Genomic DNA, 24,161 nt, shown 5'->3' with positions numbered 1-24,161 from the left:
TGCCGCAACTGCTGTAGGGGCAGCCCATGTTTGACGAAGCTGACGATTTCCACCCGCTTTTTGCTGGTGCGCCCTCGACCACCGAGTTCAAAAAGCTGCGCAAGCGCATCGTGCGCCAGACCCGTGAGGCCATTGAGCATTACGGGATGGTGGACCCGTCCGCCCATGACAAGGATGGCAAACCGCCCCGCTGGCTGATTTGCCTGTCAGGCGGCAAGGACAGCTATACCCTTCTTGCGGTTCTCCACGAGTTGAAATGGCGCGGACTGCTGCCGGTCGACCTTCTGGCCTGCAATCTGGATCAGGGTCAGCCGGGTTTTCCCGCCACTGTTCTACCCGAGTTTCTGGAACGCATGGGAGTTCCTCACCGCATCGAATACCAGGACACCTACTCCGTCGTGATGGACAAGGTTCCGCAGGGCCGCACCTATTGTGCGCTGTGTTCACGCCTGCGCCGCGGCAACCTGTATCGCATCGCCCGCGAAGAGGGCTGCTCGGCCGTGGTACTGGGTCATCACCGTGACGACATCCTCGAAACCTTCTTCATGAACCTCTTCCACGGCGGGCGTCTGGCCACCATGTCGCCTAAACTTGTGAATGAAGAAGGCGACCTGTTCGTTTTCCGCCCCCTCGCCCATGTGGCCGAGGCCGATTGCGCGAAATTCGCAACCGCCATGAACTATCCCATCATCCCCTGTGACCTCTGCGGCAGTCAGGACGGCTTGCAGCGCCAACAGGTGAAACAGATTCTCGATCAGTGGGAAAAGAACAGCCCCGGCCGGCGTCAGGTGATGTTCCGAGCCCTGACAAACGCGCGACCCTCGCATCTGCTGGACCCGAAATTGTTCGATTTCGCGAATCTTTCGCTTGATCCGGGTCAAAAAAACGAAAAATCGGACGAAATTCCGCGTCTGCGTTAACGACTGACTCAGTTTGGTTTCCTACGGTTGGGCTTGCGCGCTGAGTCCAAGCTGAAGGCCGTTAGAACCAATGCGGAACCGATTGATCTTTAAACGAGTCCTCAACAGGATTGTCGCGGGCCTGAGCGGCCCTTCCGCACTGGCCTTCATACCGGCACTCAGCCTTGCAGCCTTCTGGATCGGCGGAGAGCAAGTGCTGTTAATCGTCGCATTGGGCTTGCCCCTGATCCTTGCCGGAGCAAGCGCTGCAAATATCTGGCCTGCGATTGGGAATTCACTTCGCGACAACTCTGGCGGGATGATGCCGGATCAGGTGTTTCGTACCAGATTGGGGCTCCTTCTGGATCGGGCGAGGAAAAATATGGAAAGCTCGGCCTGTTTCGTGATTTCACTGGATGACTATGCGTCGCTGCTAGACCTGCACGGGCAGGCGGCGGCCGCCCATATCGCCGAACTGGCCTGCAGCCGGACCTTGTCCACGATCCGGGCCCAGGACATCGTGACCCGAGACGGCAGAGACAAAATCGCCTTGGGTCTTGGGGCATCTCCGCATCTTGACCTGGAATCCTGCATTCAGATGTCCGGCCGTATCCAAACTGCAATCGAAGAACCGATCATGCTGAATGGTGCCGGGCTTTACGTCTCGTGCTCGATCGGGTTTTGCCTGATGCCTCATGACTTCGACGGCGACGCAACCGACGGGATCGAGGCGGCGAACGCCGCACTTGCCGAAGCACAAAGAAACGGCCCTTCGACCATTCGGGCCTATTCCGCCGAAACGCGCCGCCGGTCCCGGATCCGCACAAACCTGCGCAAGGATTTCGAGGCAGCGTTGGACAATGGTGAAATTCGCCCCTGGTTTCAGCCTCAAATCTCGACGGACACAGGGCGCGTCACAGGTTTTGAGGCACTGGCCCGGTGGGAGCATCCGCAAAAAGGTGTGTTGGGCCCGCAGGTGTTTCTACCCTTCGCCCAACAGGCGGAACTGCTGGAACGGCTGGGCCATACGATGCGCCACCATGCGTTCACTGCCATGCGGGCCTGGGACCGGGCTGGCGTTATGATTCCACGGATCGGTGTCAATTTCTCGTCCGATGAACTCCGCGATCCGGGGCTCATGGATCGCCTGAAATGGGAACTGGACCAGTTTGACCTGTCTCCGGACAGGCTTGCGGTCGAAATTCTGGAAACGGTGTTTGCCAAACGGCCCGATGACGTCATCACCCGCAATGTGACCGGAATGGCCGCGCTGGGATGCTGTATCGATCTGGATGATTTCGGCACCGGTCATGCCTCGATCGCGTCCATCAAGCGCTTTGATGTTTCGCGGATCAAGATCGACCGGTCCTTTGTGACAAAATCCGATCGGGATCCCGGTCAGCAACAATTGGCCAGTGCCATCCTGACGATGGCGGAACGGTTGAACCTGGAAACACTGGCCGAAGGGGTGGAAACCCCGGGTGAGCATGCCCTGATGGCGCAGCTTGGCTGCAATCATGTGCAGGGGTTCGGAATTGGCAAGCCGATGCCATTCGAGCAGACGCTCGACTGGATCGCTTCGCACCGCGCAAAAGTGAACAAGGTTCCCGGGATTGGACGGCAAACCGGATGAAATCCGGGATTTTGCAAGGCGCAATCCCTTCCGGTGGCAAATTGACGGGCGATTCCACTTGACCTTTGGGGCTGCACTCTGTTGAACACCTCCGGTGTGTTTCCCAGCTCAAGGTGGCTGTCCCAGATGGACGATCAGAACAAGAATCTCATCCTCGCAACCGCGCTCAGCTTTCTGGTGATCCTCATCTGGTTCGTCCTTTTCCCACCCCCGGAACAGGCGCCGACACCGGATCAGGTGGAAGTCAGCGGCTCCGAGGGCAGTGAGCTTCAGACTCCGAGCGCAGCGGGTGACACAGCCGTCGGCGATGCATCTGCTGTCACCGAAGAAGCACAAGCCGATACCGAGGCCCCGCGCATTCAGATCGACACGCCTCGCCTGTCTGGCAGCATGTCCCTGGCCGGCGGGCGCATCGATGAGCTGTTTCTGAAAGACTACAAGGTCTCGATCGAAGCAGGCGCCCCGATCGTCGAGCTGCTTTCGCCCGTCGGGTCCGATTCTGCCTATTACGCCTTGTATGGCTGGGCGCCCGGGGCGGGCGTTGCCGGCGCGGATGTCCCTGGGCCGAACACGCTCTGGTCGACTGAACAAGGCGACACGCTTACCGTCGACAGCCCGGTCACACTGGTCTGGGACAACGGTAAGGGCCTGATCTTCCGACGCACCGTGTCGGTTGATGAAGACTACATGTTCTCGGTCACGCAATCGGTCGAGAATACCACGCAGTCCGAAGTGGGCATGGCGCCCTATGGCATTTTGGCGCGCCACGGGATGGGTGAGGATGGTGACCTGCCGGGCCTGAAGAACTTCTTTATCCTGCACGAAGGCGTCATGGTCATGGCGGACGGCGTTCTGGACGAGATCGATTATGGCGATGTCCGCGACTTCGACATTGATCCGAATGAACGCGCGCAAGCCGAAGTCTTTCAGATCAAGGAAGGTGGCTGGGTCGGCTTTACCGATCACTACTGGATGACCACCCTGATCCCGGCTGAAGGTTCGGCCTTCAAGGCGGCGGCAAAATACGACGCGCGCCGCAAGATTTATCAAACTGAAACCGTACTGCCGACCCTGTCCGTTGCGCCCGGCGCGACCGAGGAAGTCACCACCCGCCTGTTTGCAGGCGCCAAGGAATGGGAAACCATCCGCGAGTATCAGGCGGAAGGTGTGCAGAAGTTCGTGGACAGCATCGATTGGGGCTGGTTTTACTTCCTGACCAAACCGATTTTCTGGCTGCTGCACAACATCAACGTTTTGATCGGCAATATGGGGTGGTCGATTATCGGCCTGACCCTGATCATCAAGGCGATCCTGTTCCCGCTGGCGTTCAAGTCCTACGTCTCGATGGCCAAGATGAAGGAACTTCAGCCGCAGATGGAGGCCCTGAAAGAGGCAGCCGGCGATGACCGCCAGAAGATGCAGCAGGGCATGATGGAGCTGTACAAAAAGGAAAAGGTGAACCCGGCCGCTGGCTGTTTGCCGATCCTGATGCAAATCCCGATCTTCTTCTCGCTGTATAAAGTGATCTTTGTCACCATTGAACTGCGTCAGGCCCCCTGGTTTGGCCCGTTCCAGGACCTCAGCGCGCCGGACCCGACCTCGATCTTCAACTTCTTTGGCTGGCTGCCCTGGGCCGGACCGCAGCCTGATACGCTGATGGCGCTGATGTTCATCGGTATCTTGCCACTGCTGCTGGGTATCTCGATGTGGCTGCAGCAGAAACTGAACCCGGCACCAACGGATGCGACACAGGCGATGATCTTTGCCTGGATGCCGTGGGTCTTCATGTTCATGCTGGGCGGGTTTGCCAGCGGCCTGGTGGTTTACTGGATTGCGAACAACACGATCACGTTCACGCAGCAGTACCTGATCATGCGCAGCCAGGGCTACACGCCGGACGTGTTCGGCAACATCAAGTCCGGGTTCAAGCGGACCCCGAAGACGGATGACAAATGAGCGGGTCTGTCACCAGCCTCTGGCGGCATCCAATCAAAAGTCACGGGCGGGAAAGCCTGAGTGATGTAACCGTGACCCCCGGGCAGACAATGCCCGGGGATCGCGTTTGGGCCGTCGCACACGAGGCGTCAAAAGCCGATGGTTCGGAATGGGCGCCCTGTGCCAATTTCAGCCGCTGCTCCAAAGCCCCGCAACTGGCGGCCATATCGGCCCGGATGAACGGCGGCACCGTGACGCTCAACCACCCGCGGCGCCCCGAGATCAGCTTCGATCCCGACACGCAGCAGGATGATTTTCTGGACTGGGTCAAACCGCTGATGCCCGTCGACAGGGCTGCGTCGGCACGGATTATCCGGGTTCCGGGACGGGGAATGACCGACAGTGACTTCCCCTCGATCAGCCTGTGCAATATGGCCTCGCACCGGGCGGTCGAGCAGAAGCTGGGGCAGGATCTATCCCTTGTCCGCTGGCGCGGCAACATCTGGTTCGACGGGCTGCCCCTGTGGGAAGAGTTTGACTGGCTGAACCGCGACATTCGCATCGGTCAGGCCGTTCTGCGCGTTCGGGAACGTATCACGCGCTGTCTGGCCACGACCGCCAACCCGGAAACCGGCACGCGGGATGCAGACACGCTGGGCGCCCTGAACGCTTGGGATCATCAGGATTTTGGCGTCTACGCCGAAGTTATCCAGGGCGGAGATATCCGTGTCGGCGACAAGGTAGAACCGGTATGAGCACGCTTCCTTTTCCAATGGCGGACGCGCCGGATGCGATTGCGCAGGAAACCGGGCGCAAGCTGTTTGCTGGCCCGTCCGAATTCGTCAAAGGCGTGGTTGCCATGGACGGCCTGCCCGCCCCCGACCGGCTTGAGGTGTGTTTTGCGGGCCGCTCGAACGTGGGGAAATCCAGCCTGATCAACGCGCTGACCGGGACCAAGGGATTGGCGCGCGCATCGAACACGCCCGGCCGCACGCAGGAGATCAACTTTTTCACGCAAGGGCCCGACCTCTATCTGGTTGACCTGCCCGGTTACGGTTATGCCAACGCGCCGGTCAAAGTAGTCGAGAAATGGCAGCGACTGCTGAAACAGTACCTCAGCGGACGTCAAACCCTGCGCCGCGCTTTTGTATTGATCGACTCGCGCCATGGAGTAAAACCTGTGGACGACGAGATCATGAAGCTGCTGGATACCAGCGCCGTGACCTTTCAATGCGTCATGACCAAGGCCGACAAGGTCAAGGCCAAGGAGCGTGAGAAGGTGCTGGATCAGGTCCGCACCGCGCTGTCTAAACACCCTGCCGCCTACCCCGAGATTGTGCTGACCTCCTCCGAGAAAGGGGACGGAATACCGACCCTGCGCTCGATCATTGCACATCTTGAGTAGCTTCGCCCTTGGCAGCACCATCCAAAGGCCCTAACACGGTTCGCCAGAAGGACCTAAGCCATGAAGACACGAGACATGAACCGGGACTGGATTGCCACCGCCGCCACTTTGAATAGCGCACTGCCTTACCTGCAGCGGTATGACGGCGCGATCGTCGTGATCAAACTGGGCGGTCACGCCATGGGCAGCGACGAGGCGATGGAAAGCTTTGCCCGCGATGTCGTGCTAATGCGGCAGGTCGGGGTAAACCCGGTCATCGTGCATGGTGGCGGACCCATGATCAACGCGATGCTTGATCAGTTGGACATCCAGTCGGATTTCGTGAATGGCAAGCGGGTCACCGATAAGGCCACGGTCGAAGTCGTCGAGATGGTGCTGTCTGGCCTTGTCAACAAACGGATCGTGCAGGCCATCAACCGTCAGGGCGGAACGGCGGTCGGGCTGTCCGGCAAGGACGCCAATCTGATGGTTTGCGAGCAGACGGATTCCTCGTTGGGCTTCGTCGGCACACCATCCGAGATGAATCCCAAACTGCTGCATGATCTTTTCTCGCATGATGTAATCCCCGTGATTGCGCCGCTCGGAGCAGGTAAAGACGGTGAAACCTTCAACGTGAACGGCGATACCGCTGCCGGAGCCATCGCGTCGGCCCTGAAGGCGGATCGACTGTTGCTGCTGACCGATGTATCCGGCGTCAAGAATGCAGCCGGAGAGGTGGTGACCGAGCTTAAAGCCGGACAGATCCGCGAGATGACCCGCGAAGGCACGATTGCCGGCGGCATGATCCCAAAAACGGAAACCGCTCTGGACGCGCTGCACAGTGGCGTTCGGGCGGTTGTCATCCTGGATGGCCGTGCCCCAAATGCCGTATTGCTGGAATTGTTCACCGAACACGGTGCGGGCTCACTGATCCGGCCGGACTGACGCCTATGTGAAATTCCAGGTCTTGTCTCGGGCTTTAATATGCCTGAATGTGAATATATGGAGTACGAATCCATTATTCGGCTGGGAATTTTCCTTGGGCTTTTTGCGGTTTTCGCAATTGCCGAGACATTTGCACCCAGACGTTCGCTAGATTGCTCGAAACGACGGCGCTGGCAAACCAATCTTACCATAACGCTTCTCAACACCCTGACGCTGAGGTTTATGGCAATCTGGGTCCCGTTGCTGGCCGTAGGGGCGGCGGTGGACGCCGGTCATCACGGGATTGGGCTTTTTAACAGGACCGACTGGCCCGGATGGCTGGAAATTCTTCTGAGCGTGCTGATCTTGGACTATGCGATCTGGCTGCAGCATCTGGTGACACACAAGGTGCCGATCCTCTGGCGGCTGCACAGGGTGCATCACGCGGACAGGGACATGGATGTAACGACCGCCGTGCGATTTCATCCCATCGAAATCGCACTGTCCATGATACTGAAAATCGCGCTGGTCTATGCATTGGGTCCCAGTGCACTTGCCGTTGTTCTTTTCGAGGTTCTGTTGAACGGAACCGCGCTGTTCAATCACTCCAACATCAAACTCCCCCTTGCCGTGGAGGCGGTGTTGCGTAGGGTTCTTGTGACACCTGACATGCACCGGGTTCACCATTCGGTGCACAGGAAAGAACACGACAGCAATTACGGCTTTGCGCTGTCAGTCTGGGATCGATTGATGGGCACCTATGTGGCGCAGCCAGGTGACGGGCATGACAGGATGAAGGTGGGACTGCAATGGCGGGACGAACAACCAACCCGGCTGGGATGGAGCTTGACACTGCCGTTTCGGCGCAAGTGACATACTCCGACGTGACAGCAGCCGCTGATCGGTCGGGCCTGGTCGTGATGGGTGCGCAGCACCCCCGGCATAGCGGCGCCAAGCAGCTGGATGGCGGCACCCTGATCCTGCTGGGCGCGGCGCAGACATTCTGGCCGGTTTTGAAGGCGTCGCCCGAATGGGCGGATGGGCAGGCGGACCCGGTCGACAGATGGTCCTTGCGGGTTGTCGGCGCGATGGCTGGCGCGCTGGGTGCCACGCCGTACTATCCGTTCGGCGGGCCGCCCTACACACCGTTCATCGACTGGGCCTTGAAGTCCGGGCGCACGTTTCAAAGTCCGGTTGGCGCATTGGTGCATGACGCCGTCGGCATGATGATCTCGTTCCGCGGTGCGCTGCATTTTGCCGATGAGTTCCCGATACCTGCCGCCGAAGGGCCAAGCCCCTGCGCCACCTGCCATGCCCCCTGCACGTCGGCCTGCCCGGTGGGCGCTTTGTCGACCTACAGCTTTTACGACGTCGACACCTGCCATGCACATCTGACCACGCCGGAAGGCCAGACCTGCATGGCTGGCGGTTGTCTCGCGCGACTTGCCTGCCCGCTAAGTGCGGGTGCCGGGCGGCTGGCAGAACAATCTGCGCATCATATGAAGGCGTTTCACCCATCATGACCCGCACCCTGATCCTGACCCGTCACGCCAAGTCCAGTTGGGACATTCCGCTGAGCAACGACCATGATCGCCCGCTGAACAAGCGCGGGCGTAAATCAGCCCCGGCCGTCGGGAAATGGCTGTCACGGAACGCCTGGCTTCCGGATGAAGTTCTGAGTTCTTCGGCCACCCGGACCCGCGAAACCTGGGACAGGATGGGGCTGACTGCTGCCAGGACCACCTTCACCCGCGACCTGTATCTGGCCGATCCCGCTGAAATGATGAAGGTATTGCAACAGGCGACCGGACGCACCGTACTGTTGCTGGGTCATAATCCCGGTATTGCCGCCTTTGCGGATCAGATTGTGAAATACCCACCAGACCATGTGCGGTTCTACGACTATCCCACCTGCGCGACGACGGTTATTCGATTTGACATCAACACCTGGAGAGGCTTGCAGCGGCACAGCGGCAAAGTCCTGGGCTTCGCAATCCCGCGCGAACTGTTGAACTGAAAAAGGCGGGGCCAGACCCCGCCTTTTTCCGGATTTAATTGCAGGTTCAGTGCCCCAGAATCTGGCTGAGGAACAACTTGGTCCGCTCGCTTTTGGGGTTGTTGAAGAACTCTTCCGGTTCGTTCTGTTCCACGATCTGGCCGGCATCCATAAAGATCACGCGGTTTGCGACCTGACGGGCAAAGCCCATCTCGTGGGTCACACACAGCATGGTCATGCCTTCTTCGGCCAGCTCGATCATGGTGTCGAGCACCTCTTTGATCATCTCGGGGTCCAGCGCCGATGTCGGTTCATCGAACAACATGATCCGAGGCATCATGCACAGCGAGCGGGCAATCGCCACACGCTGCTGCTGTCCACCGGACAGCTGGCCGGGATACTTGTCGGCCTGTTCCGGAATCTTGACCTTTTCCAGGAAATGCATGGCGCGCTCTTCGGCCTCTTTCTTGGGCGTCTTGCGCACCCAGATCGGGGCCAGCGTGCAGTTTTCCAGAATGGTCAGGTGCGGGAACAGGTTGAAGTGCTGGAACACCATGCCAACCTCGGACCGGATCTTGTCGATGTTCTTGAGGTCATTCGACAGAACGGTTCCATCCACAACGATCTTGCCCTGCTGGTGTTCCTCCAGCGCGTTCAGGCAGCGGATCAGGGTGGATTTGCCCGACCCCGAAGGCCCCGCGATCACGATCCGCTCGCCCTGATTGACGGTCAGATTGATGTCGCGCAGCACGTGGAAGGCCCCGTACCATTTGTTCATGTTGGTGATTTCGATGGCGACCTCGTCGCTCACCTGCATTTTCGAGCGATCGATTTCACGGTCAATTGCAAGTTCAGACATGTGTTGAACTCCTTAACGATGGCCAGTCTGAAGCTTGCGCTCCAGATACATGGAATAACGGGACATGGAGAAGCAGACGACGAAGAACAGAACGCCGATAAAGGCAAACAGTTCCCAGTAGACGCCGTTCCAGGCGGTATCGGCGCGGATGCCGTTGGTCAGACCGATCACGTCGAACAGACCGATGATCGAAACCAGTGTCGTATCCTTGAAGATACCGATGAACGTGCTCACAATGCCCGGGATCGAGATTTTCAGTGCCTGCGGCATAATGATCAGCCGCTGCGCCTGCCAGTAGTTCAGTCCAAGACTGTCAGCCCCTTCGTACTGACCCCGCGGAAGCGCCGCCAGACCACCCCGGATCACCTCGGCCATATAAGCGGCCGAGAACAGGGTCATCATGATCATCACCCTCAGGATGATGTCAAAGTTGGTCCCCGGCGGCAGGAACAGGTTCAGCAGCAGCGAGGCCACGAACAGCAGGGTGATCAGCGGCACGCCCCGAATGAACTCGATAAAGCCCACGCAGAGATATTTGACGATCATCAGATCAGACTGACGACCGAGCGCCAGCACGATGCCGATGGGAAGCGAGACGCCAATGGCCACAACACCCAGCAGGATCGCCAGCATGAAACCACCAAAGTCGCGGCTTTCGACAGTCGCTATACCAATTGGAATGACAGAGTCGACCGCGTCAGCAACTGCGCCAGCAGCAAACAACCACCACAGAATGGGCAGCGCGACTGCAAGGATTAACGCCGTCAGGGACCCCGCCATTGGAAGCACAACCTTGTAGGCGAAATAACCGATTGCGAACCCGGCAGCGACCATCAGCGGTCCCCAGATCGACCCGCCCCACATCAGCCAAGGCAGCAGGAACGGATAAGCCGCCGTCACGATCAACAGCTTGCGCGGCACTTTGGTGAACAACACCGGCGCAATCGCAACCAACAACAGGATGAAGGTCAGGTTCGGCCGGAAATAGGCCGGCCAGCCACCCGATTCAGGCGGATTAGACCATGTCGCGTCCGGGTGCGCCGGATAAGGCGGATAAAAACCGTACAGCAACTGCAGCCACCGGTCCTTGATCACGCCCCAGCAGGCATGACCATGAGTATCGCCCCAGGTCGCCATCATGATCTCACGACATTCCGACAGGGAATTGGCGTTCCAAACAGATTCGAACGTCCATGACAGGATGTTGGAGAGCACATAGTAGATGAAGAACAGCGAGATGAGCGTCAGGATGGCGTTCAGCCAGCTTGAGAATAGGTTGTGCCTGATCCATCCCAGCACACCGACCTCGGATGCGGGTGGTGCCTGTTCCGGCAACATTTCCGTGCGGACAAATGAAACATCACTCATATTACCGCTCCACCAGTTTGACACGGTTGTTGTACCAGTTCATCACCGCCGAAATGCTCAGCGAGATGGTCAGGTAGACCAGCATCAGCAGCAGAACGCATTCCAGCTCGCGGCCGGTCTGGTTCATGGTGATACCGCCCAGCGTCCCCGTGATGTCCATATATCCGACCGCGATCGCCAGCGACGAGTTCTTGGTCAAGTTCAGATAGTTCGAGATCATCGGCGGGATGATCACTCGCAACGCCTGCGGCAGGATCACCAGACGCATGGTCCGGCCCGGGCGCAGACCCAGTGCGGATGCGGCCTCGGTCTGACCCTTCGAGATGGCCAGAATACCGGCACGAACGATCTCGGCGATGAAAGCCGCAGTGTACAGCGACAGGGCCAACCACAGGGCGATCAGCGAGTTCCGTAGGTGGGTGCCGCCGGTGAAGTTAAAGCCCTTCAGCTCGGGATAGCCCAGATGGAAGCCCAGCGCGCCCAGCAGGATGGCCGATGGCACGAACAGCAGGCCCAATTGGATGTACCAGATGGTCGGACGGTCACCGGTCTTTTCCTGCGTGGCATTGGCCCAGGCCGACACTTTGCGCATGGCAAAGATGCTGCCGCCAAGCACGATCAGGAAAGCGATCAGGTCCAGCGAGACGTCAAAACGCAGGCTTGATGTCCCGAACAGGTGGATGTCGCCAAGGCTGCGCGAGAACAGAAACTCGGGGATGTAGACCCCGCGGTTGGTCACAGCAACAGTGCCGAATAGATCCATCGTGGCTTCTGGATTTTCACCCCGGAATGCGCGCGGCGCAGGCAGGCTTTCAATCAGAATCGCCATGGCGAACACGATCCAAAGCAGGACCGGAACGTTGCGGAACATTTCGACATAAACCGTCATAATCCGCGCGATCAGCCAGTTATTCGACAGACGCAGAACACCAACCATGACACCGATGATTGTTGCCGTAATACAGCCCAGAACTGCAACAACCAGCGTGTTCAGCAGCCCGATAAAGGCCGCGCGCAGATGGGTATCCTGCGAGTCATATTCCAGCAGACGCTGGTTGATGTCATAGCTGGCTGGTTCGGCGAAAAAGTCGAAACCGACTGTTCTGCCCAGCGTTTCGAGGTTCTGAATGGTGTTGTTAATAATCCAGGCTGCCAGAAGCATGAAACCGATCATAGCAATGACCTGAATGGTCGCAGATCGGTACCGCGTATCGTAAAGGAGCATGGACAGCCGGAACTGCTCCTTCGGCGGGTCAGTGAGAGTCGTCATGACCTATGTTTATCCCCGTGCATCCCGGTCTTTTGTCGGCAGAGTTGATCTCTGCTCGGACGTTTCCGGGCGTGTTTCTTCTTGATTGAAAAAGGGCGCAGGTTGCCCTGCGCCCTTTTCCGTGGATTTTAGCGGAAAGGCGGTGCGTACAGCAGGCCACCTTCGATCCACTGTGCGTTCAGACCGCGTGCCAGGCCAATCGGGGTTTCCTCACCGATGTTCTTGGCAAAGATTTCGCCGTAGTTGCCGCCGACCTTGATGGCGCGACGGGCCCATTCAGCGTCCAGACCCAGCATTTCACCCAGAGTGCCTTCGCTGCCCAGCAGACGGTTCACTTCCGGATTGTCGGTTCCAGCGGACATTTCATCGATATTGGCCGATGTAACGCCCATTTCCTCAGCTGCGATCAGCGCGTTCAGAGTCCAGCGGACAACATCGCCCCACTCGTGGTCGCCGTGACGCACCAGCGGACCCAGCGGCTCTTTCGAGATGATTTCCGGCAGGATCACGTGATCACCGGCATTCTCGAATGTGGCGCGGGTGGCAGCCAGACCCGATGCGTCGGTGGTGTAGACGTCACAGGCACCAGCCAGATACTGTTGCTGCGCTTCGGCGTTGGTTTCGATCGGAACCGGCTCGTAGCTCATGTTGTTGATGCGGAAGAAATCCGCCAGGTTGAGCTCGGTTGTGGTGCCGGTCTGAATGCAGACGGTCGCACCGTCCAGTTCCTTGGCCGAGCTTACGCCCAGTGCCTTGGGAACCATGAAACCCTGACCGTCATAGTAGTTGACGCCGACGAATTCGAATTTCAGGTCGACATCGCGGCTGAAGGTCCAGGTGGTGTTCCGGGCCAGCATGTCGATCTCACCCGAAGCCAGCGCGGTAAAGCGTGTCTTGCCGGTGGTCGGAATGAACTCAACTGCAGTCGGGTCGTTCAGAACGGCGGCTGCTACGGCGCGGCACACGGCCACGTCAAAGCCTTGCCACTCACCATTGGCGTCCGGGCTGGCGAAACCGGGTACACCGGTTGCCACGCCACAGTTCAGTTTGCCGCGTGCCTTGACGTCATCTGCGGTTCCTGCCGCGGCGGCGCCAGCAGCCAGGCCAGCAATCGTCGCCACGCCCAAGATTACGGATTTTTTCATTTTTACCTCTTCCTGATTGTCCGCCCCACTCGGGGGCGGTTCTGTCCGGCAGCATTTTGCCGGAAAGGTTACCCCAAAGGTGTCTCCCCTTTAGTGGCCACGAGTTTGGTCGCATTCATAAACAAACGTCAAGGGTTGGATCAGCGAAAACGATATCAGACGCCGCGCGGCCGGGCGCGACGCACTAAAATACTGTCTTTGAAGGATCAAACCGATAGATCGAAAAAGCGTTTGGCGTGTAAAAAGGCGGATTTCTTGACCTCCGAGGCTTCGTGCGCCTCGTCGTCATGACCCCATTGCTCGATCTGCCAGATTTCGTCCAATCGCGAAATGCGCCATATCTCGTCCGGTTTGCGCCAATTCCGCGCTGCGGCAAAACCCAGAATCAAGGATCCGGACAGGCTCACAAGGTCGTGAAACGCGGCAAGTTGAAACTCACCAAGCTCATGAACCTGCCGCCGCAGAGTCGCCAGCGCATCGTCGGATTGCGGTTGATGCAGAACTCCCTCGAAGGATACAAGCCGCGCGGATAAGGTCTTTTCCGCCCAGTCCAGCGCTGGATCCCATTGCCCCGCCTGCCGCTGCTGCAACTCCAGCGGGTGCGTGGCGCGGTAACACAACAAATCCGAATCGCCGTAGTCGGCCAGCATGTCAGCCACTTCGGCATGCTGATGGCGGACCTTGTCGATTGCCGCATTTGCTGATCGGGTAAACGGCATCGAGGTCGGATCAACCTCTTTTTCCTGCGCGTCCCATTCCGTAGCCACAGCGGTTGCCATTGCGTGCGTCGGCAGAACCAGCGCCGCCTTGGCCGGGGTTCTGACCTGACGCCCGTCCAGTTCGACGGTGAAGCCTTCTTCGGTTTCAGCCACCGCGCTTTCGGTCCAGAACCGTTTCGGTTTCCAGTCGCTCATACCGTCATCCCCAAATACTGTGCAGCGCCGGCGGCAGCTGATCAAATGTTTCGATCACCTGCGCAGCGTGTTCCAGTTCTGCGGTGTCGTGGTATCCCCAGGCCACACCGATACCTGTCACGCCAGCCGCGCTGGCCATATCCATGTCAAAGCGGGTATCGCCAATCATGGCCGTATTTCGCCGGTCGACACCGGTTTCCGCGCGCGCTGTATCGATCATCGACGGATGCGGTTTCGAAGGGTGATGATCTGCCACCTGACGGGTGACAAAGAACCGCTCCAAACCGTGCGCCTCGATCAACGCATCCAGCCCGCGTTGCGACTTTCCGGTGGCGACCCCCAGCAAGACCTCGGGTATTCCGTGCAGCGCCTCCAGCACCTCCCGGGCACCGGGATAGAGGGGCGAGTTTGCAGCACCCTGCCTCAGACGCTGGTCGTGATAGGCTTCCTTGTATCCATCCACCAGTTTTTCCTGAACCGAAACCGGGTGATCATGCGCCAGACGGGACAGAGCGACCGGCAGCGACAACCCGACAATCGACAGGATCGCGGAACGATCCGGCACAGTCAGGCCCAAAGCGTCAAAACTGGCGGTCATGGCCGAGATGATACTTCCCTGACTGTCGACAAGCGTACCATCGACATCGAAAAGGACCAGCCGCAATGGTGAGGTCATTGCAACTCCTCAAAGGGATCGTCCGAGGCCAGATCCTCGGTCCAGCCGAAGGTATCCCAGCTGTGTTTCATATGATCCGGCAACGGGGCCTTGACGGTGATGGTCTTGCGCGTCACCGGGTGTTCAAACGACGCCTGCCGAGCATGCAGGTGCAGCTTTTTGCTGATAATCCCGCCCAATTGCGCGCCCCAGCCATCGCCAAGATTTTCCTGACCCGAACCGCCATATTTGCCATCGCCAATGATCGGATGCCCGATGGCGGCCATATGCGCGCGCAGCTGATGGGTCCGGCCTGTGACGGGTTCCATGGCAACCCAGGCAGCGCGCCCGGCAACCCGGTACAGCGTCGCGTATAGGGTATGCGCCCGCTTCGCGCCCGGAGTACCGTCAAGGTCGTTCAGGTGAACGGCGATCATCTTCTCGCCTTCACCTTTCTTGCCGTGGCCCGGGGCTTTTACCAGACCGGTTTTGATCTCACCCAGATACGGAGTCGGCACCCCGGCGACCAGGCCCCAGTAAATCTTGCGCGTGTCGCGGTGACGAAACGCGGCTGTCAGACCTTTGGCCGCTTCGCGCGTTCTTGCCAAAAGCAAAACGCCCGAGGTGTCCTTGTCCAGACGGTGTACCAGACGGGGGTTTTCCTCATAGCCGAACCGCAGCGCCTCGGACAGGCTGTCGACATGGCGGGTCTGACCACTGCCGCCCTGCACCGGCAATCCATGGGGTTTGTTCAGGGCCAGAACGTGATCGTCGCGGTAGATCACGCAGGATTGGATCATCTTTGCGTCGGCATCCGAGATCCGGCGTTTGACCTCAACCGGCTTGTGATCAGCGTCCGGCAAGGGCGGAACCCGCACGACCTGCCCGGCCTCAAGCCGGGTCGAGGCCTTGGCCCGACCGCCGTCAATCCGCAGCTCGCCCTTGCGGCACATCTTTTCGATACGGCCCTGCCCAACATGCGGGAACATGCGGCGCAACCAACGGTCCAGCCGCTGGTCGCTGTCGTCCTCTGCGACGGTGATCATCTGTACGCCACTCATGCCATTGCCCCTTGCACCGCGCGACTGGCCCGCCCGGATTTCACCGATGTCAGTGTGTTAGAAAACATGCGCGTCTGTCGCGCGCAAAGCAGCAAGAGTCAAGCCAGCCCTAGTTCTCGTTCCGCTGCGCGCGCAGCTTTGCGAAATAGTCCAGCCGCTTTTTCAGTTCCCGCTCGAATCCCCGCTCGACCGGCTGGTACAGCATCGGCCGCTTCATCGTTTCCGGAAAGTAGTTCTGGCCCGAGAATCCATCCTCGGCATCATGGTCATAGGCATAGCCAGCCCCATAGCCCTGATCCTTCATCAGTGTCGTGGGCGCATTCAGGATGTGCTTTGGCGGCGGCTCGCTGCCGGATTGTTTGGCCAGACGCATCGCCGCCTTGTAGCCGACATAGGCGCCGTTCGATTTTGGCGCCAGCGCCAGATAGACCAGCGCCTGCGCCAGGGCCAATTCTCCTTCCGGAGAGCCCAGCCGCTCGTATACCTCCCACGCATGCAGGCAGATCGACTGCGCCTGCGGGTCGGCCAGTCCGATATCCTCAACCGCCATCCGGGTAATCCGGCGGGCCAGATACCTTGGATCCTCGCCCCCGGTCAGCATACGTGCAAACCAATACAGCGCCGCATCCGGATCCGAACCGCGAACTGATTTGTGCAGGGCCGAGATCAGATTGTAATGCTCGTCCCCCGATTTGTCGTATTTCGCGGCACGCCGCATCAACCGCGTGGACAGTGCATCCGGGTCAAGCAGCCCATCGACCCCCCACGCCGCAACCTGCTCAATCAGGTTCAGCAACGCGCGTCCGTCTCCGTCCGCCATTTCCTGCAAGGCATCCCGGGCGGCAGGAGTCAGGGGCAAGGCGCGGCCAAGATCTTTTTCGGCCCGCTGCGCCAGACGCTCCAGATCGGCAAGGCTCAGCCGTTCGAGCACCAGCACCTGTGCACGGCTGAGAACAGCCGCATTCAGTTCGAACGAAGGGTTTTCCGTGGTCGCCCCGACCAGAAGGATCGTGCCATCCTCCATATGCGGAAGAAACCCGTCCTGCTGGGCCTTGTTGAACCGATGGATTTCATCAACGAACAAAAGGGTGCCCTGACCGTTCTGACGCCGTATCCTTGCTGCCTCGAACACTTTTTTCAGGTCCGGAACACCGGTGAAAATCGCGCTGATCTGGACAAAATGCAGATCAGTCTCTTGTGCCAGCAACCGCGCAATCGTGGTCTTGCCTACCCCCGGTGGCCCCCAGAACACCAAACTCGACAGGCTGCCAGCGGCCAGCATGACGCCAAGGGGTGCGTCCGGGCCAAGCACCTGCTCTTGTCCGATCACCTCACCCAGCGTCTTAGGACGCAGCCGGTCCGCCAAGGGGCGATGCGGCGCGGTTGCGGGCTCGGGTGCCCCGGTATCGAACAGATCACTCACGGGTCAGAGCCGAAACCGCAACGAAACCGCGCGTCCACCGCGCTGAACGTTCATTTGCACCCGGCGCCCGGGGTCAGTCAGCGCCTCGACGACATCGCCGGGCTGCTCAATCTCAGTGTCATTGATGCTGCTCAGGACGTCTCCGGGCCTCAGACCGGCGCGTGCTCCCAATGAGCCCGGATCAACCACAACAATGCCGGTCTGTGACAGAACCAATCCCAACTGCGAGATCAATGCGGGATTGATCCGGGCGACGGTCAGGTTGGGCAGAACGGTTTTGTCATCCAATGTGGTCTCATCGGCGGGCGGACTGTCCGGAGCGCGGACCAAATCCACTATCACATCCGCGCTTTTGTCTCCGCGCAGACGGGTCAGAACCGAGGTTCCCCCGACACCGGCAACCGACATCCGGAATTTCATCTCGGCAGGCGAATTTACCTCATCCCCGTCAACATGGGTGACAACATCGCCAACCCGCAACCCGGCCGCAGCCAGCGGGCTGAGGTCATGCAGGTCCGAGATCACCACGCCCAGCGGAATGGCCAGACCCAGCGATTCGGCGATATCGGCGCTCATATGCTGGCCCGCCATCCCGGCCCAGGGGCTGACAAAGCTCTCGTTGCCGGACTTCGCCTGCCGCAGGAACTCGGCAACCAGATTTGCCGGAATGGCAAAGCCAATGCCGTTGGATCCGCCCGACCGGGTCAGGATCGAGGTGTTGATCCCGATCAGATCACCGTTCACGTCGATCAGCGCCCCACCGGAGTTACCCGGATTGATCGCCGCATCTGTCTGGATAAAGTACCCGCGCGCATTTCCCGTAGCTGTTCCGGTTCGTGCCAGCCCGGAAATTATGCCGGACGATACGGTTTGACCCACACCAAACGGATTGCCGATGGCCAGCGCCAGTTCGCCCACCTCGACCTGATCGGAATCGCGAAAGTTCAGATGCGGCAGTTCAGCGGCCTCTTCCAGCCGAAGAATGGCAATGTCGCTTTCCTGATCGCCCAGAACCACTTGCGCTGAATACTCGCGCCGGTCCGTTGTCACCACACGGATTTCCGTCGCCATGCCGACAACATGGTAATTTGACACAACATAGCCGTCCGCAGACAGAATGACGCCGGACCCCAGCGAGTTCTGAACCCGCGGCTGCGGTTCGGCAAATCCTCTGCCGAAGAACTCCTGAAAGAACGGGTCCGAGAAAAACGGATTGGCACGGCCTTGCGTTACGATCTTGGCGTAGATGTTAACGACGGCCGGAGCAGCCTGTTTGACCACCGGGGCAAATCCCAGGCTTATTTCGGCCTGCGAAGTCGGTACTTTCGTTTCGGCATGGGCTGTAACGGCAAGAGTTGCCAGCAGCAGTGAACACAAAGTTTTCCGCATGATCTTTCCGTCGATTAACTGCCCTTCGGATATGCGAGGCCCGTGCCGGGAATGCAAGCGCGTTAAAGCCTCCGATATATTAACCAAGGTTGTAACCGGTGAAATGGTCGGCCAGTTCACACCAACAGGAACAGATTTACCGTGCTCAAGACCTTCCGCCTGAAAAGGCCTGTATTGCCCAAACATTCCACCATGATGCTGACGGCGTTCCTCGGACTCATCGCGCCTGTGTCTCAGGCTGCGGACACCCGGATGACGATCGGGGCTGACGGAAAAGGGGGTTACAATTTCCATGTCGGCGATCTGCTCTGCAGCTCCTTTGCGCAAGGAACCGGTGGCTACAAATGCCGCGCCCGGTCGACGGATGGGCCAACAAAAAACCTGCCGTAGCTGGCGCGAAAACATCCCGCGCTGAATGGATTGCAACCGTCGGATATGATCCGCGACAGCCTGCTCGCCACGCTGCATCCGGGTGCCGCCCGATATTATCGGGAGCGTGGGTGGATCAAGTAACCCAGCCTTCAAAACAAAAAACCCCCGCGTCCGAAACGCGGGGGTAGAAATCAGAAAGCCTTGCTTTCTTATTCTTCGTCTGCGGCCTCTTCGGCGGCAACGCGGGCCTTATCGGCCGCGCCTTTGGCGTCGACGTCACGATCAACGAATTCGATGATCGCCATCGGCGCCATGTCCCCATAGCGGAAGCCAGCTTTCAGGATGCGGACATAACCGCCCTGACGCTCCGCGTAGCGGGGGCCCAGAACTTCGAACAGCTTTGCGACGTCTTTGTCTTCTTTCAGCTGCGAAGCTGCCTGACGCCGGGCGTGCAGGTCGCCGCGCTTGCCAAGCGTGACCAGCTTTTCGATGATCGGGCGCAGTTCTTTTGCCTTCGGCAGAGTTGTTTTGATTTGCTCATGCTCGATGAGCGAGCCAGCCATGTTCGCAAACAGCGCCTTGCGGTGCTCATGAGTACGGTTCAGGCGGCGGTAACCACGTGCGTGACGCATTTTCTAGTTCCTTCTTTCGCGTTTTGCTTTGTCTGGCCGGCGATGCGTGTCACCGGCTCTCCTTGGGGCGGAAGTGCCCTTGTTGTCCCCGGTCGTCCGGGCATTTGTCTTTCGCGTGGCGGGCTGAAGCCCGCCCTACGATGTAGTCTGAAGTAGGCCGGGCTTCAGCCCGGCACCGCCTTAAAAGGCGTCTTCGAATTTCTTCGCCAGATCTTCGATGTTGTCGGGCGGCCAGTCCTCGACATCCATACCGAGGTGCAGACCCATGCCGGACAGCACTTCTTTGATCTCGTTCAGCGACTTGCGGCCGAAGTTCGGGGTGCGCAGCATCTCGGCTTCGGTCTTCTGGATCAGGTCGCCGATATAGACGATGTTGTCATTCTTCAGGCAGTTTGCCGAACGGACCGACAGCTCCAGCTCGTCCACTTTCTTCAGCAGCAGCGGGTTGAACTCCAGACCATCGTCTTCGTCCTGGCGGCCAGCCGATTCCGGCTCGTCGAAGTTGACGAAGATCGACAGCTGGTCCTGCAGGATACGAGCGGCAAAGGCCAACGCATCATCCGGAGTGATCGATCCGTCGGTTTCGATCTTCAGGGTCAGCTTGTCGTAGTCCAGAACCTGACCTTCGCGGGTCGGCTGAACGTCGTAAGCAACCTTTTTGACCGGCGAATAGATCGCGTCGATCGGAATCAGGCCGATGGGCGCGTCTTCCGGCTTGTTCTTTTCAGCCGAGACGTAGCCCTTGCCGGTGTTGACGGTCAGTTCCATGAACAGGTCGGCGCCATCGTCCAGGTGGCAGATGACGTGATCGCGGTTCAGAACCTCGATGCCGGCGCTTTCGCTGATGTCGCCAGCGGTGACGACAGCGGGGCCTTTGGCATTGATCGACAGGCGCTTGGGGCCTTCGACTTCCATGCGCAGGGCGACCTGCTTGAGGTTCAGGATAATGTCGGTGACGTCTTCACGAACGCCCGCCACGGACGAGAACTCGTGCAATACGTTGTCGATCTGGACGCTGGTGATGGCCGCACCTTGAAGCGAGCTCATCAGGACGCGGCGCAGCGCGTTGCCCAGGGTCAGACCAAAGCCACGCTCCAGCGGTTCGGCAACCAGGGTCGCCTGACGCGCAGGGTCGTTGCCCGGCTTGCCTTCCAGCTGGGTCGGCTTGATCAATTCTGCCCAATTCTTGTGGATCATGTAATCCCTCCATTCCTGTCCGCGCCCCATGACCAACAAGGTGCAGACGCCCGAGGTTCAAAATGACGTGCTGGGGCCGTGCAGAAACACAGCCCCAGCCAAATTCAAAATCGCTTAGACGCGGCGGCGCTTCGGCGGGCGGCAACCGTTGTGAGCGATCGGTGTCACGTCGCGGATCGACGTGATGTTGAAGCCCACTGCAGCCAGTGCGCGCAGAGCCGATTCACGACCCGAACCGGGGCCCTGAACTTCGACTTCCAGCGTCTTGACGCCGTGTTCCTGCGCCTTCTTGCCTGCGTCTTCTGCAGCCATCTGAGCGGCGTATGGGGTCGATTTCCGCGATCCCTTGAAGCCCATGGTACCGGCAGACGACCACGAGATGGCGTTGCCTTGTACGTCCGAGATCAGGATCTTGGTGTTGTTGAAGGTCGAGTTCACATGGGCAACGCCCGATGCGATGTTCTTACGCTCTTTGCGCTTAACGCGAGTCTTGTCACGTGCCATCAGTCAGACCCTCCCTTATTTCTTCTTACCAGCGATGGCCTTTGCGGGGCCTTTGCGGGTACGAGCATTGGTGTGGGTACGCTGACCGCGAACCGGCAGGTTGCGGCGGTGACGCAGACCGCGGTAGCAGCCCAGGTCCATCAGGCGCTTGACGTTCATCTGAACTTCACGACGCAGGTCACCTTCGACGGTGTAGTTGGCGTCGATGTGTTCACGGATGGCCAGAACTTCGGCGTCGGACAGTTCATTGACGCGACGGTGCGCTTCGATGCCCACGGCTTCGCAGATGGCCTGCGCCGAGGTGTTTCCGATACCGGTGATATATGTGAGGGCGATTGGTACCCGCTTTGCAGTCGGGATGTTTACGCCGGCAATGCGTGCCACGTGTCACTTTCCTTTTCGTTGCGGTTCCGTAACTCCAGAACCTTTTTTCACAACGCTTGACCGTGGCAGTGCCGCCAGAGGGTCCAGCATTATTTGAGGTGGTCGGGGCAAACGGAACGAATCCCGCCTGCGGTCTTGATTCCCTATAGGGATGGGGGTCGATATGGGCTTTTGAAGGGGCCGTCAAGCCCCAACCTGAAATCAGCCCAGGATGGCCTCGATCGAGGCTGTCACTTCTTTGATTTCAGCCAGGCCATTGACCGGCCGCAGATCACCCTTGGCATAGTAATAACCAATCAGCGGCGAGGTCTTCTTGTAGTATTCCATCAGGCGCGTGCGCAGGCTGTCTTCGTTGTCATCCGCGCGACGCTGGAAATCATTTTCCTTGCCGCAATTGGTGCACTTTCCATCCGCCGGGATCGGTTTGGTGATGTCGTTATAGACCTCGCCACACCCACCGCAGGTCGAACGTGCCGTGATCCGGGATACCAACGCTTCGTCATCGACGCGCATCTCAATTACGGTGTGCAGCGACTGGCCCAGTTTGGCCAGCAATGCCGACAGCGCATCGGCTTGCGCCAGCGTGCGCGGGAACCCGTCAAAGATGAAACCGGCCCCTGTTTCGGTGGTCAGTTTCTCTTCGATCAGGCCGATCACGATCTCATCGGTGACAAGTTTGCCGGCGTCCATGATCGCGGCAACTTTCTTACCCATCTCGGTGCCCGAGGTTTTCGCTTCGCGCAGCATGTCGCCGGTGCTCAGCTGCACCATGCCGCGTGTCTCGACCAGGTGACGCGCCTGCGTCCCTTTACCTGCCCCGGGGGGGCCAAGAAGAATAATGTTCATCGACGAGATGGTCCCTTCCTGCCGCGTTTCTTGCCCTTGCCGCGCAGTTGGGACTTTTCGATAAGCCCTTCGTATTGATGCGCCAGCAAGTGGCTCTGGACCTGTTGGATCGTGTCCATGGTCACAGAGACGATAATCAGAACCGAGGTGCCGCCAAAATAGAACGGAATGGCGAACTGACCCCGCAGAATTTCAGGCAGCAGACAGACCGCCGCCAGATAGCCAGAACCCAGAACCAGCACGCGGTTAACCACGTATTCCAGATACTCTGCCGTTTTCTTGCCCGGACGGATGCCGGGAACAAAGCCGTTCTGCTTTTTCAGGTTGTCCGCCACATCGTCCGGTTTGAACGACACGTTGAAGGTGTAGAAATACGCGAAGAACACGATCATCGACGCAAAGAACAGCAGGTAGAGCGGTTGCCCGGGGCCAAAATTCGCCAGCAACCACGACATCACAGGACCGCTGGCCGCACCCGACGAGAAGGTCGAGATCGTCACCGGCAGCAGCAGCAGCGAACTTGCGAAGATCGCCGGGATAACGCCGGCCGGGTTCACCTTGACCGGAAGATGGCTGGAACCGCCTTCATAGATCTTCATGCCAGCCTGACGGCGCGGATACTGGATGTGGATCTTGCGCAGGGCCCGCTCCATGAACACCACAAAGGTGATCACGGCGATGACCATCACGATTACACCAATGATCACGGCGGGGCTGATCGCACCGCTGCGTCCGCTGGCAAAAAACTGCGCCAGTGCGGCCGGAACTTCGGCGATAATGCCGACAAAGATGATCAGAGAGATACCGTTGCCGATGCCGCGCGCGGTGATCTGTTCACCCAGCCACATCAGGAACATGGTGCCGCCAACCAGCGTGATCATGGTCGACATACGGAAATAGAGACCCGGATCGGTCGCCAGATCCCCCGATTCCAGCGAAACAGCAAGGCCATAAGCCTGAACCGTGGCCAGCGCCACGGTGCCGAAACGGGTATACTGGTTGATCTTCTTGCGCCCCTGCTCGCCCTCTTTCTTGAGCTGTTCGAGCGCGGGAACCATCGAGGTCAGCAGCTGTACGATGATCGAGGCCGAGATATAGGGCATGATGCCGAGGGCAAAGATGCCCATCCGCCCAAGCGCCCCGCCGGTGAACATCGAAACCATGCCGCCGATGCCTTGCCCCGCCTGCTCCATGAACTCGCGCAGCGCCTGACCGTCGATCCCCGGCACCGGAATGAAGGTGCCCAGACGATAGACGATCAGCAAACCCAGCGTGAACAGGATGCGGTTGCGCAGATCGGTGGCTTTGCCAAGGGCAGCCCAGCTTGTGTTGGCTGCCATTTGTTCTGCTGCTGATACCATAAATCGGTCT

General features: G+C 59.1%; 24 protein-coding genes. 9 read left to right on the top strand and 15 right to left on the bottom strand.

Features of this window, described 5'->3' with window-relative positions; genetic code table 11:
- Window positions 1–26: 26 nt before the first annotated feature.
- From ttcA to ACR1XU_RS07830, 9 genes are all read left to right on the top strand, one after another.
- Window positions 27–920 (top strand): tRNA 2-thiocytidine(32) synthetase TtcA, encoded by an 894-nt coding sequence (gene ttcA, locus ACR1XU_RS07870; RefSeq protein WP_480903556.1) that lies wholly within the window; start codon window positions 27–29, stop codon window positions 918–920.
- A gap of 70 nt (window positions 921–990) precedes the next feature.
- The gene (locus ACR1XU_RS07865; protein ID WP_480903559.1) at window positions 991–2,532 is read left to right on the top strand and encodes an EAL domain-containing protein; all 1,542 of its coding nucleotides are present in this window, start codon (window positions 991–993) and stop codon (window positions 2,530–2,532) included.
- A 126-nt stretch (window positions 2,533–2,658) separates the two neighbouring features.
- Window positions 2,659–4,488 (top strand): membrane protein insertase YidC, encoded by a 1,830-nt coding sequence (gene yidC, locus ACR1XU_RS07860; RefSeq protein WP_480903562.1) that lies wholly within the window; start codon window positions 2,659–2,661, stop codon window positions 4,486–4,488.
- The gene (locus ACR1XU_RS07855; protein ID WP_170613719.1) at window positions 4,485–5,222 is read left to right on the top strand and encodes an MOSC domain-containing protein; all 738 of its coding nucleotides are present in this window, start codon (window positions 4,485–4,487) and stop codon (window positions 5,220–5,222) included. The genes yidC and ACR1XU_RS07855 overlap by 4 nt, the downstream gene beginning before the upstream one ends.
- The gene (gene yihA / locus ACR1XU_RS07850) at window positions 5,219–5,872 is read left to right on the top strand and encodes a ribosome biogenesis GTP-binding protein YihA/YsxC (protein ID WP_170619183.1); all 654 of its coding nucleotides are present in this window, start codon (window positions 5,219–5,221) and stop codon (window positions 5,870–5,872) included. Before ACR1XU_RS07855 ends, yihA begins: the two co-directional genes overlap by 4 nt.
- Window positions 5,873–5,932: 60 nt before the next feature.
- Window positions 5,933–6,796, top strand: a complete 864-nt coding sequence (gene argB / locus ACR1XU_RS07845) for an acetylglutamate kinase (protein ID WP_170613723.1) — start codon at window positions 5,933–5,935, stop codon at window positions 6,794–6,796.
- A 57-nt stretch (window positions 6,797–6,853) separates the two neighbouring features.
- A complete protein-coding gene (locus ACR1XU_RS07840) occupies window positions 6,854–7,648 on the top strand; it encodes a sterol desaturase family protein (protein WP_480904226.1) in 795 nt (264 codons plus the stop codon).
- Entirely contained in the window at window positions 7,585–8,298 is a 714-nt protein-coding gene (locus tag ACR1XU_RS07835) for a ferredoxin (protein WP_480903565.1), read from the top strand. Before ACR1XU_RS07840 ends, ACR1XU_RS07835 begins: the two co-directional genes overlap by 64 nt.
- A complete protein-coding gene (locus ACR1XU_RS07830; protein ID WP_480903568.1) occupies window positions 8,295–8,792 on the top strand; it encodes a SixA phosphatase family protein in 498 nt (165 codons plus the stop codon). Before ACR1XU_RS07835 ends, ACR1XU_RS07830 begins: the two co-directional genes overlap by 4 nt.
- Window positions 8,793–8,838: 46 nt before the next feature.
- Here the strand turns inward: ACR1XU_RS07830 and ACR1XU_RS07825 are convergent, their stop codons facing one another.
- The 15 genes from ACR1XU_RS07825 to secY form a co-directional block, all read right to left on the bottom strand.
- Window positions 8,839–9,630 carry an amino acid ABC transporter ATP-binding protein gene (locus tag ACR1XU_RS07825; protein ID WP_170613728.1) on the bottom strand — a complete coding sequence of 264 codons (792 nt, stop codon included), beginning with the start codon at window positions 9,628–9,630 and terminating at the stop codon, window positions 8,839–8,841.
- Window positions 9,631–9,642: 12 nt separating this feature from the next.
- Complete coding sequence (locus ACR1XU_RS07820; protein WP_480812528.1) at window positions 9,643–10,998, bottom strand: amino acid ABC transporter permease; 1,356 nt, start codon at window positions 10,996–10,998, stop codon at window positions 9,643–9,645.
- Between the two features lies 1 nt (window position 10,999).
- A complete protein-coding gene (locus ACR1XU_RS07815; RefSeq protein WP_170613732.1) occupies window positions 11,000–12,268 on the bottom strand; it encodes an amino acid ABC transporter permease in 1,269 nt (422 codons plus the stop codon).
- Window positions 12,269–12,396: 128 nt separating this feature from the next.
- Complete coding sequence (locus ACR1XU_RS07810; RefSeq protein WP_170613734.1) at window positions 12,397–13,413, bottom strand: amino acid ABC transporter substrate-binding protein; 1,017 nt, start codon at window positions 13,411–13,413, stop codon at window positions 12,397–12,399.
- Window positions 13,414–13,619: 206 nt separating this feature from the next.
- A complete protein-coding gene (locus ACR1XU_RS07805; protein ID WP_170805989.1) occupies window positions 13,620–14,327 on the bottom strand; it encodes an ATP12 family protein in 708 nt (235 codons plus the stop codon).
- Between the two features lie 4 nt (window positions 14,328–14,331).
- Window positions 14,332–15,003, bottom strand: a complete 672-nt coding sequence (locus tag ACR1XU_RS07800) for an HAD-IA family hydrolase (RefSeq protein ID WP_480903572.1) — start codon at window positions 15,001–15,003, stop codon at window positions 14,332–14,334.
- The gene (locus tag ACR1XU_RS07795; protein ID WP_480903574.1) at window positions 15,000–16,043 is read right to left on the bottom strand and encodes an RluA family pseudouridine synthase; all 1,044 of its coding nucleotides are present in this window, start codon (window positions 16,041–16,043) and stop codon (window positions 15,000–15,002) included. The genes ACR1XU_RS07800 and ACR1XU_RS07795 overlap by 4 nt, the downstream gene beginning before the upstream one ends.
- 109 nt (window positions 16,044–16,152) lie before the next feature.
- The gene (locus ACR1XU_RS07790; protein WP_480903577.1) at window positions 16,153–17,466 is read right to left on the bottom strand and encodes a replication-associated recombination protein A; all 1,314 of its coding nucleotides are present in this window, start codon (window positions 17,464–17,466) and stop codon (window positions 16,153–16,155) included.
- 3 nt (window positions 17,467–17,469) lie between these two features.
- On the bottom strand, window positions 17,470–18,855 hold the full coding sequence (locus ACR1XU_RS07785) for a trypsin-like peptidase domain-containing protein (RefSeq protein WP_480903580.1): 1,386 nt from the start codon (window positions 18,853–18,855) through the stop codon (window positions 17,470–17,472).
- Between the two features lie 581 nt (window positions 18,856–19,436).
- Complete coding sequence (gene rplQ / locus ACR1XU_RS07780; RefSeq protein ID WP_170613748.1) at window positions 19,437–19,859, bottom strand: 50S ribosomal protein L17; 423 nt, start codon at window positions 19,857–19,859, stop codon at window positions 19,437–19,439.
- A 180-nt stretch (window positions 19,860–20,039) separates the two neighbouring features.
- The gene (locus ACR1XU_RS07775; protein ID WP_170678545.1) at window positions 20,040–21,056 is read right to left on the bottom strand and encodes a DNA-directed RNA polymerase subunit alpha; all 1,017 of its coding nucleotides are present in this window, start codon (window positions 21,054–21,056) and stop codon (window positions 20,040–20,042) included.
- A gap of 114 nt (window positions 21,057–21,170) precedes the next feature.
- Window positions 21,171–21,560, bottom strand: coding sequence for a 30S ribosomal protein S11 (gene rpsK, locus ACR1XU_RS07770; protein WP_008757289.1), 390 nt, complete (start codon window positions 21,558–21,560; stop codon window positions 21,171–21,173).
- A gap of 15 nt (window positions 21,561–21,575) precedes the next feature.
- Window positions 21,576–21,944 carry a 30S ribosomal protein S13 gene (gene rpsM / locus ACR1XU_RS07765; protein ID WP_170613752.1) on the bottom strand — a complete coding sequence of 123 codons (369 nt, stop codon included), beginning with the start codon at window positions 21,942–21,944 and terminating at the stop codon, window positions 21,576–21,578.
- Between the two features lie 201 nt (window positions 21,945–22,145).
- On the bottom strand, window positions 22,146–22,790 hold the full coding sequence (locus ACR1XU_RS07760; RefSeq protein WP_170613754.1) for an adenylate kinase: 645 nt from the start codon (window positions 22,788–22,790) through the stop codon (window positions 22,146–22,148).
- Window positions 22,787–24,151, bottom strand: coding sequence for a preprotein translocase subunit SecY (gene secY, locus ACR1XU_RS07755; protein WP_170613756.1), 1,365 nt, complete (start codon window positions 24,149–24,151; stop codon window positions 22,787–22,789). The genes ACR1XU_RS07760 and secY overlap by 4 nt, the downstream gene beginning before the upstream one ends.
- Window positions 24,152–24,161 lie beyond the last annotated feature (10 nt).

This window comes from Ruegeria sp. D1(2025) (assembly GCF_056536425.1).
The sequence above is the reverse complement of the archived record's forward strand: the minus strand, read 5'-3'. Positions and strand labels throughout refer to the sequence as shown.

Coding starts and splice junctions, on each gene's coding strand:
- ACR1XU_RS07815 (WP_170613732.1), bottom strand. CDS start 12,268: ATGACGACTCTCACTGACCCGCCGAAGGAGCAGTTCCGGCTGTCCATG.
- ACR1XU_RS07800 (WP_480903572.1), bottom strand. CDS start 15,003: ATGACCTCACCATTGCGGCTGGTCCTTTTCGATGTCGATGGTACGCTT.
- rplQ (WP_170613748.1), bottom strand. CDS start 19,859: ATGCGTCACGCACGTGGTTACCGCCGCCTGAACCGTACTCATGAGCAC.
- ttcA (WP_480903556.1), top strand. CDS start 27: ATGTTTGACGAAGCTGACGATTTCCACCCGCTTTTTGCTGGTGCGCCC.
- secY (WP_170613756.1), bottom strand. CDS start 24,151: ATGGTATCAGCAGCAGAACAAATGGCAGCCAACACAAGCTGGGCTGCC.
- ACR1XU_RS07795 (WP_480903574.1), bottom strand. CDS start 16,043: ATGAGTGGCGTACAGATGATCACCGTCGCAGAGGACGACAGCGACCAG.
- ACR1XU_RS07835 (WP_480903565.1), top strand. CDS start 7,585: ATGGCGGGACGAACAACCAACCCGGCTGGGATGGAGCTTGACACTGCC.
- ACR1XU_RS07785 (WP_480903580.1), bottom strand. CDS start 18,855: ATGCGGAAAACTTTGTGTTCACTGCTGCTGGCAACTCTTGCCGTTACA.
- ACR1XU_RS07855 (WP_170613719.1), top strand. CDS start 4,485: ATGAGCGGGTCTGTCACCAGCCTCTGGCGGCATCCAATCAAAAGTCAC.
- ACR1XU_RS07825 (WP_170613728.1), bottom strand. CDS start 9,630: ATGTCTGAACTTGCAATTGACCGTGAAATCGATCGCTCGAAAATGCAG.
- ACR1XU_RS07810 (WP_170613734.1), bottom strand. CDS start 13,413: ATGAAAAAATCCGTAATCTTGGGCGTGGCGACGATTGCTGGCCTGGCT.
- rpsK (WP_008757289.1), bottom strand. CDS start 21,560: ATGGCACGTGACAAGACTCGCGTTAAGCGCAAAGAGCGTAAGAACATC.
- ACR1XU_RS07830 (WP_480903568.1), top strand. CDS start 8,295: ATGACCCGCACCCTGATCCTGACCCGTCACGCCAAGTCCAGTTGGGAC.
- ACR1XU_RS07840 (WP_480904226.1), top strand. CDS start 6,854: ATGGAGTACGAATCCATTATTCGGCTGGGAATTTTCCTTGGGCTTTTT.
- ACR1XU_RS07775 (WP_170678545.1), bottom strand. CDS start 21,056: ATGATCCACAAGAATTGGGCAGAATTGATCAAGCCGACCCAGCTGGAA.
- ACR1XU_RS07865 (WP_480903559.1), top strand. CDS start 991: ATGCGGAACCGATTGATCTTTAAACGAGTCCTCAACAGGATTGTCGCG.
- argB (WP_170613723.1), top strand. CDS start 5,933: ATGAAGACACGAGACATGAACCGGGACTGGATTGCCACCGCCGCCACT.
- ACR1XU_RS07820 (WP_480812528.1), bottom strand. CDS start 10,998: ATGAGTGATGTTTCATTTGTCCGCACGGAAATGTTGCCGGAACAGGCA.
- yihA (WP_170619183.1), top strand. CDS start 5,219: ATGAGCACGCTTCCTTTTCCAATGGCGGACGCGCCGGATGCGATTGCG.
- yidC (WP_480903562.1), top strand. CDS start 2,659: ATGGACGATCAGAACAAGAATCTCATCCTCGCAACCGCGCTCAGCTTT.
- ACR1XU_RS07805 (WP_170805989.1), bottom strand. CDS start 14,327: ATGAGCGACTGGAAACCGAAACGGTTCTGGACCGAAAGCGCGGTGGCT.
- ACR1XU_RS07760 (WP_170613754.1), bottom strand. CDS start 22,790: ATGAACATTATTCTTCTTGGCCCCCCCGGGGCAGGTAAAGGGACGCAG.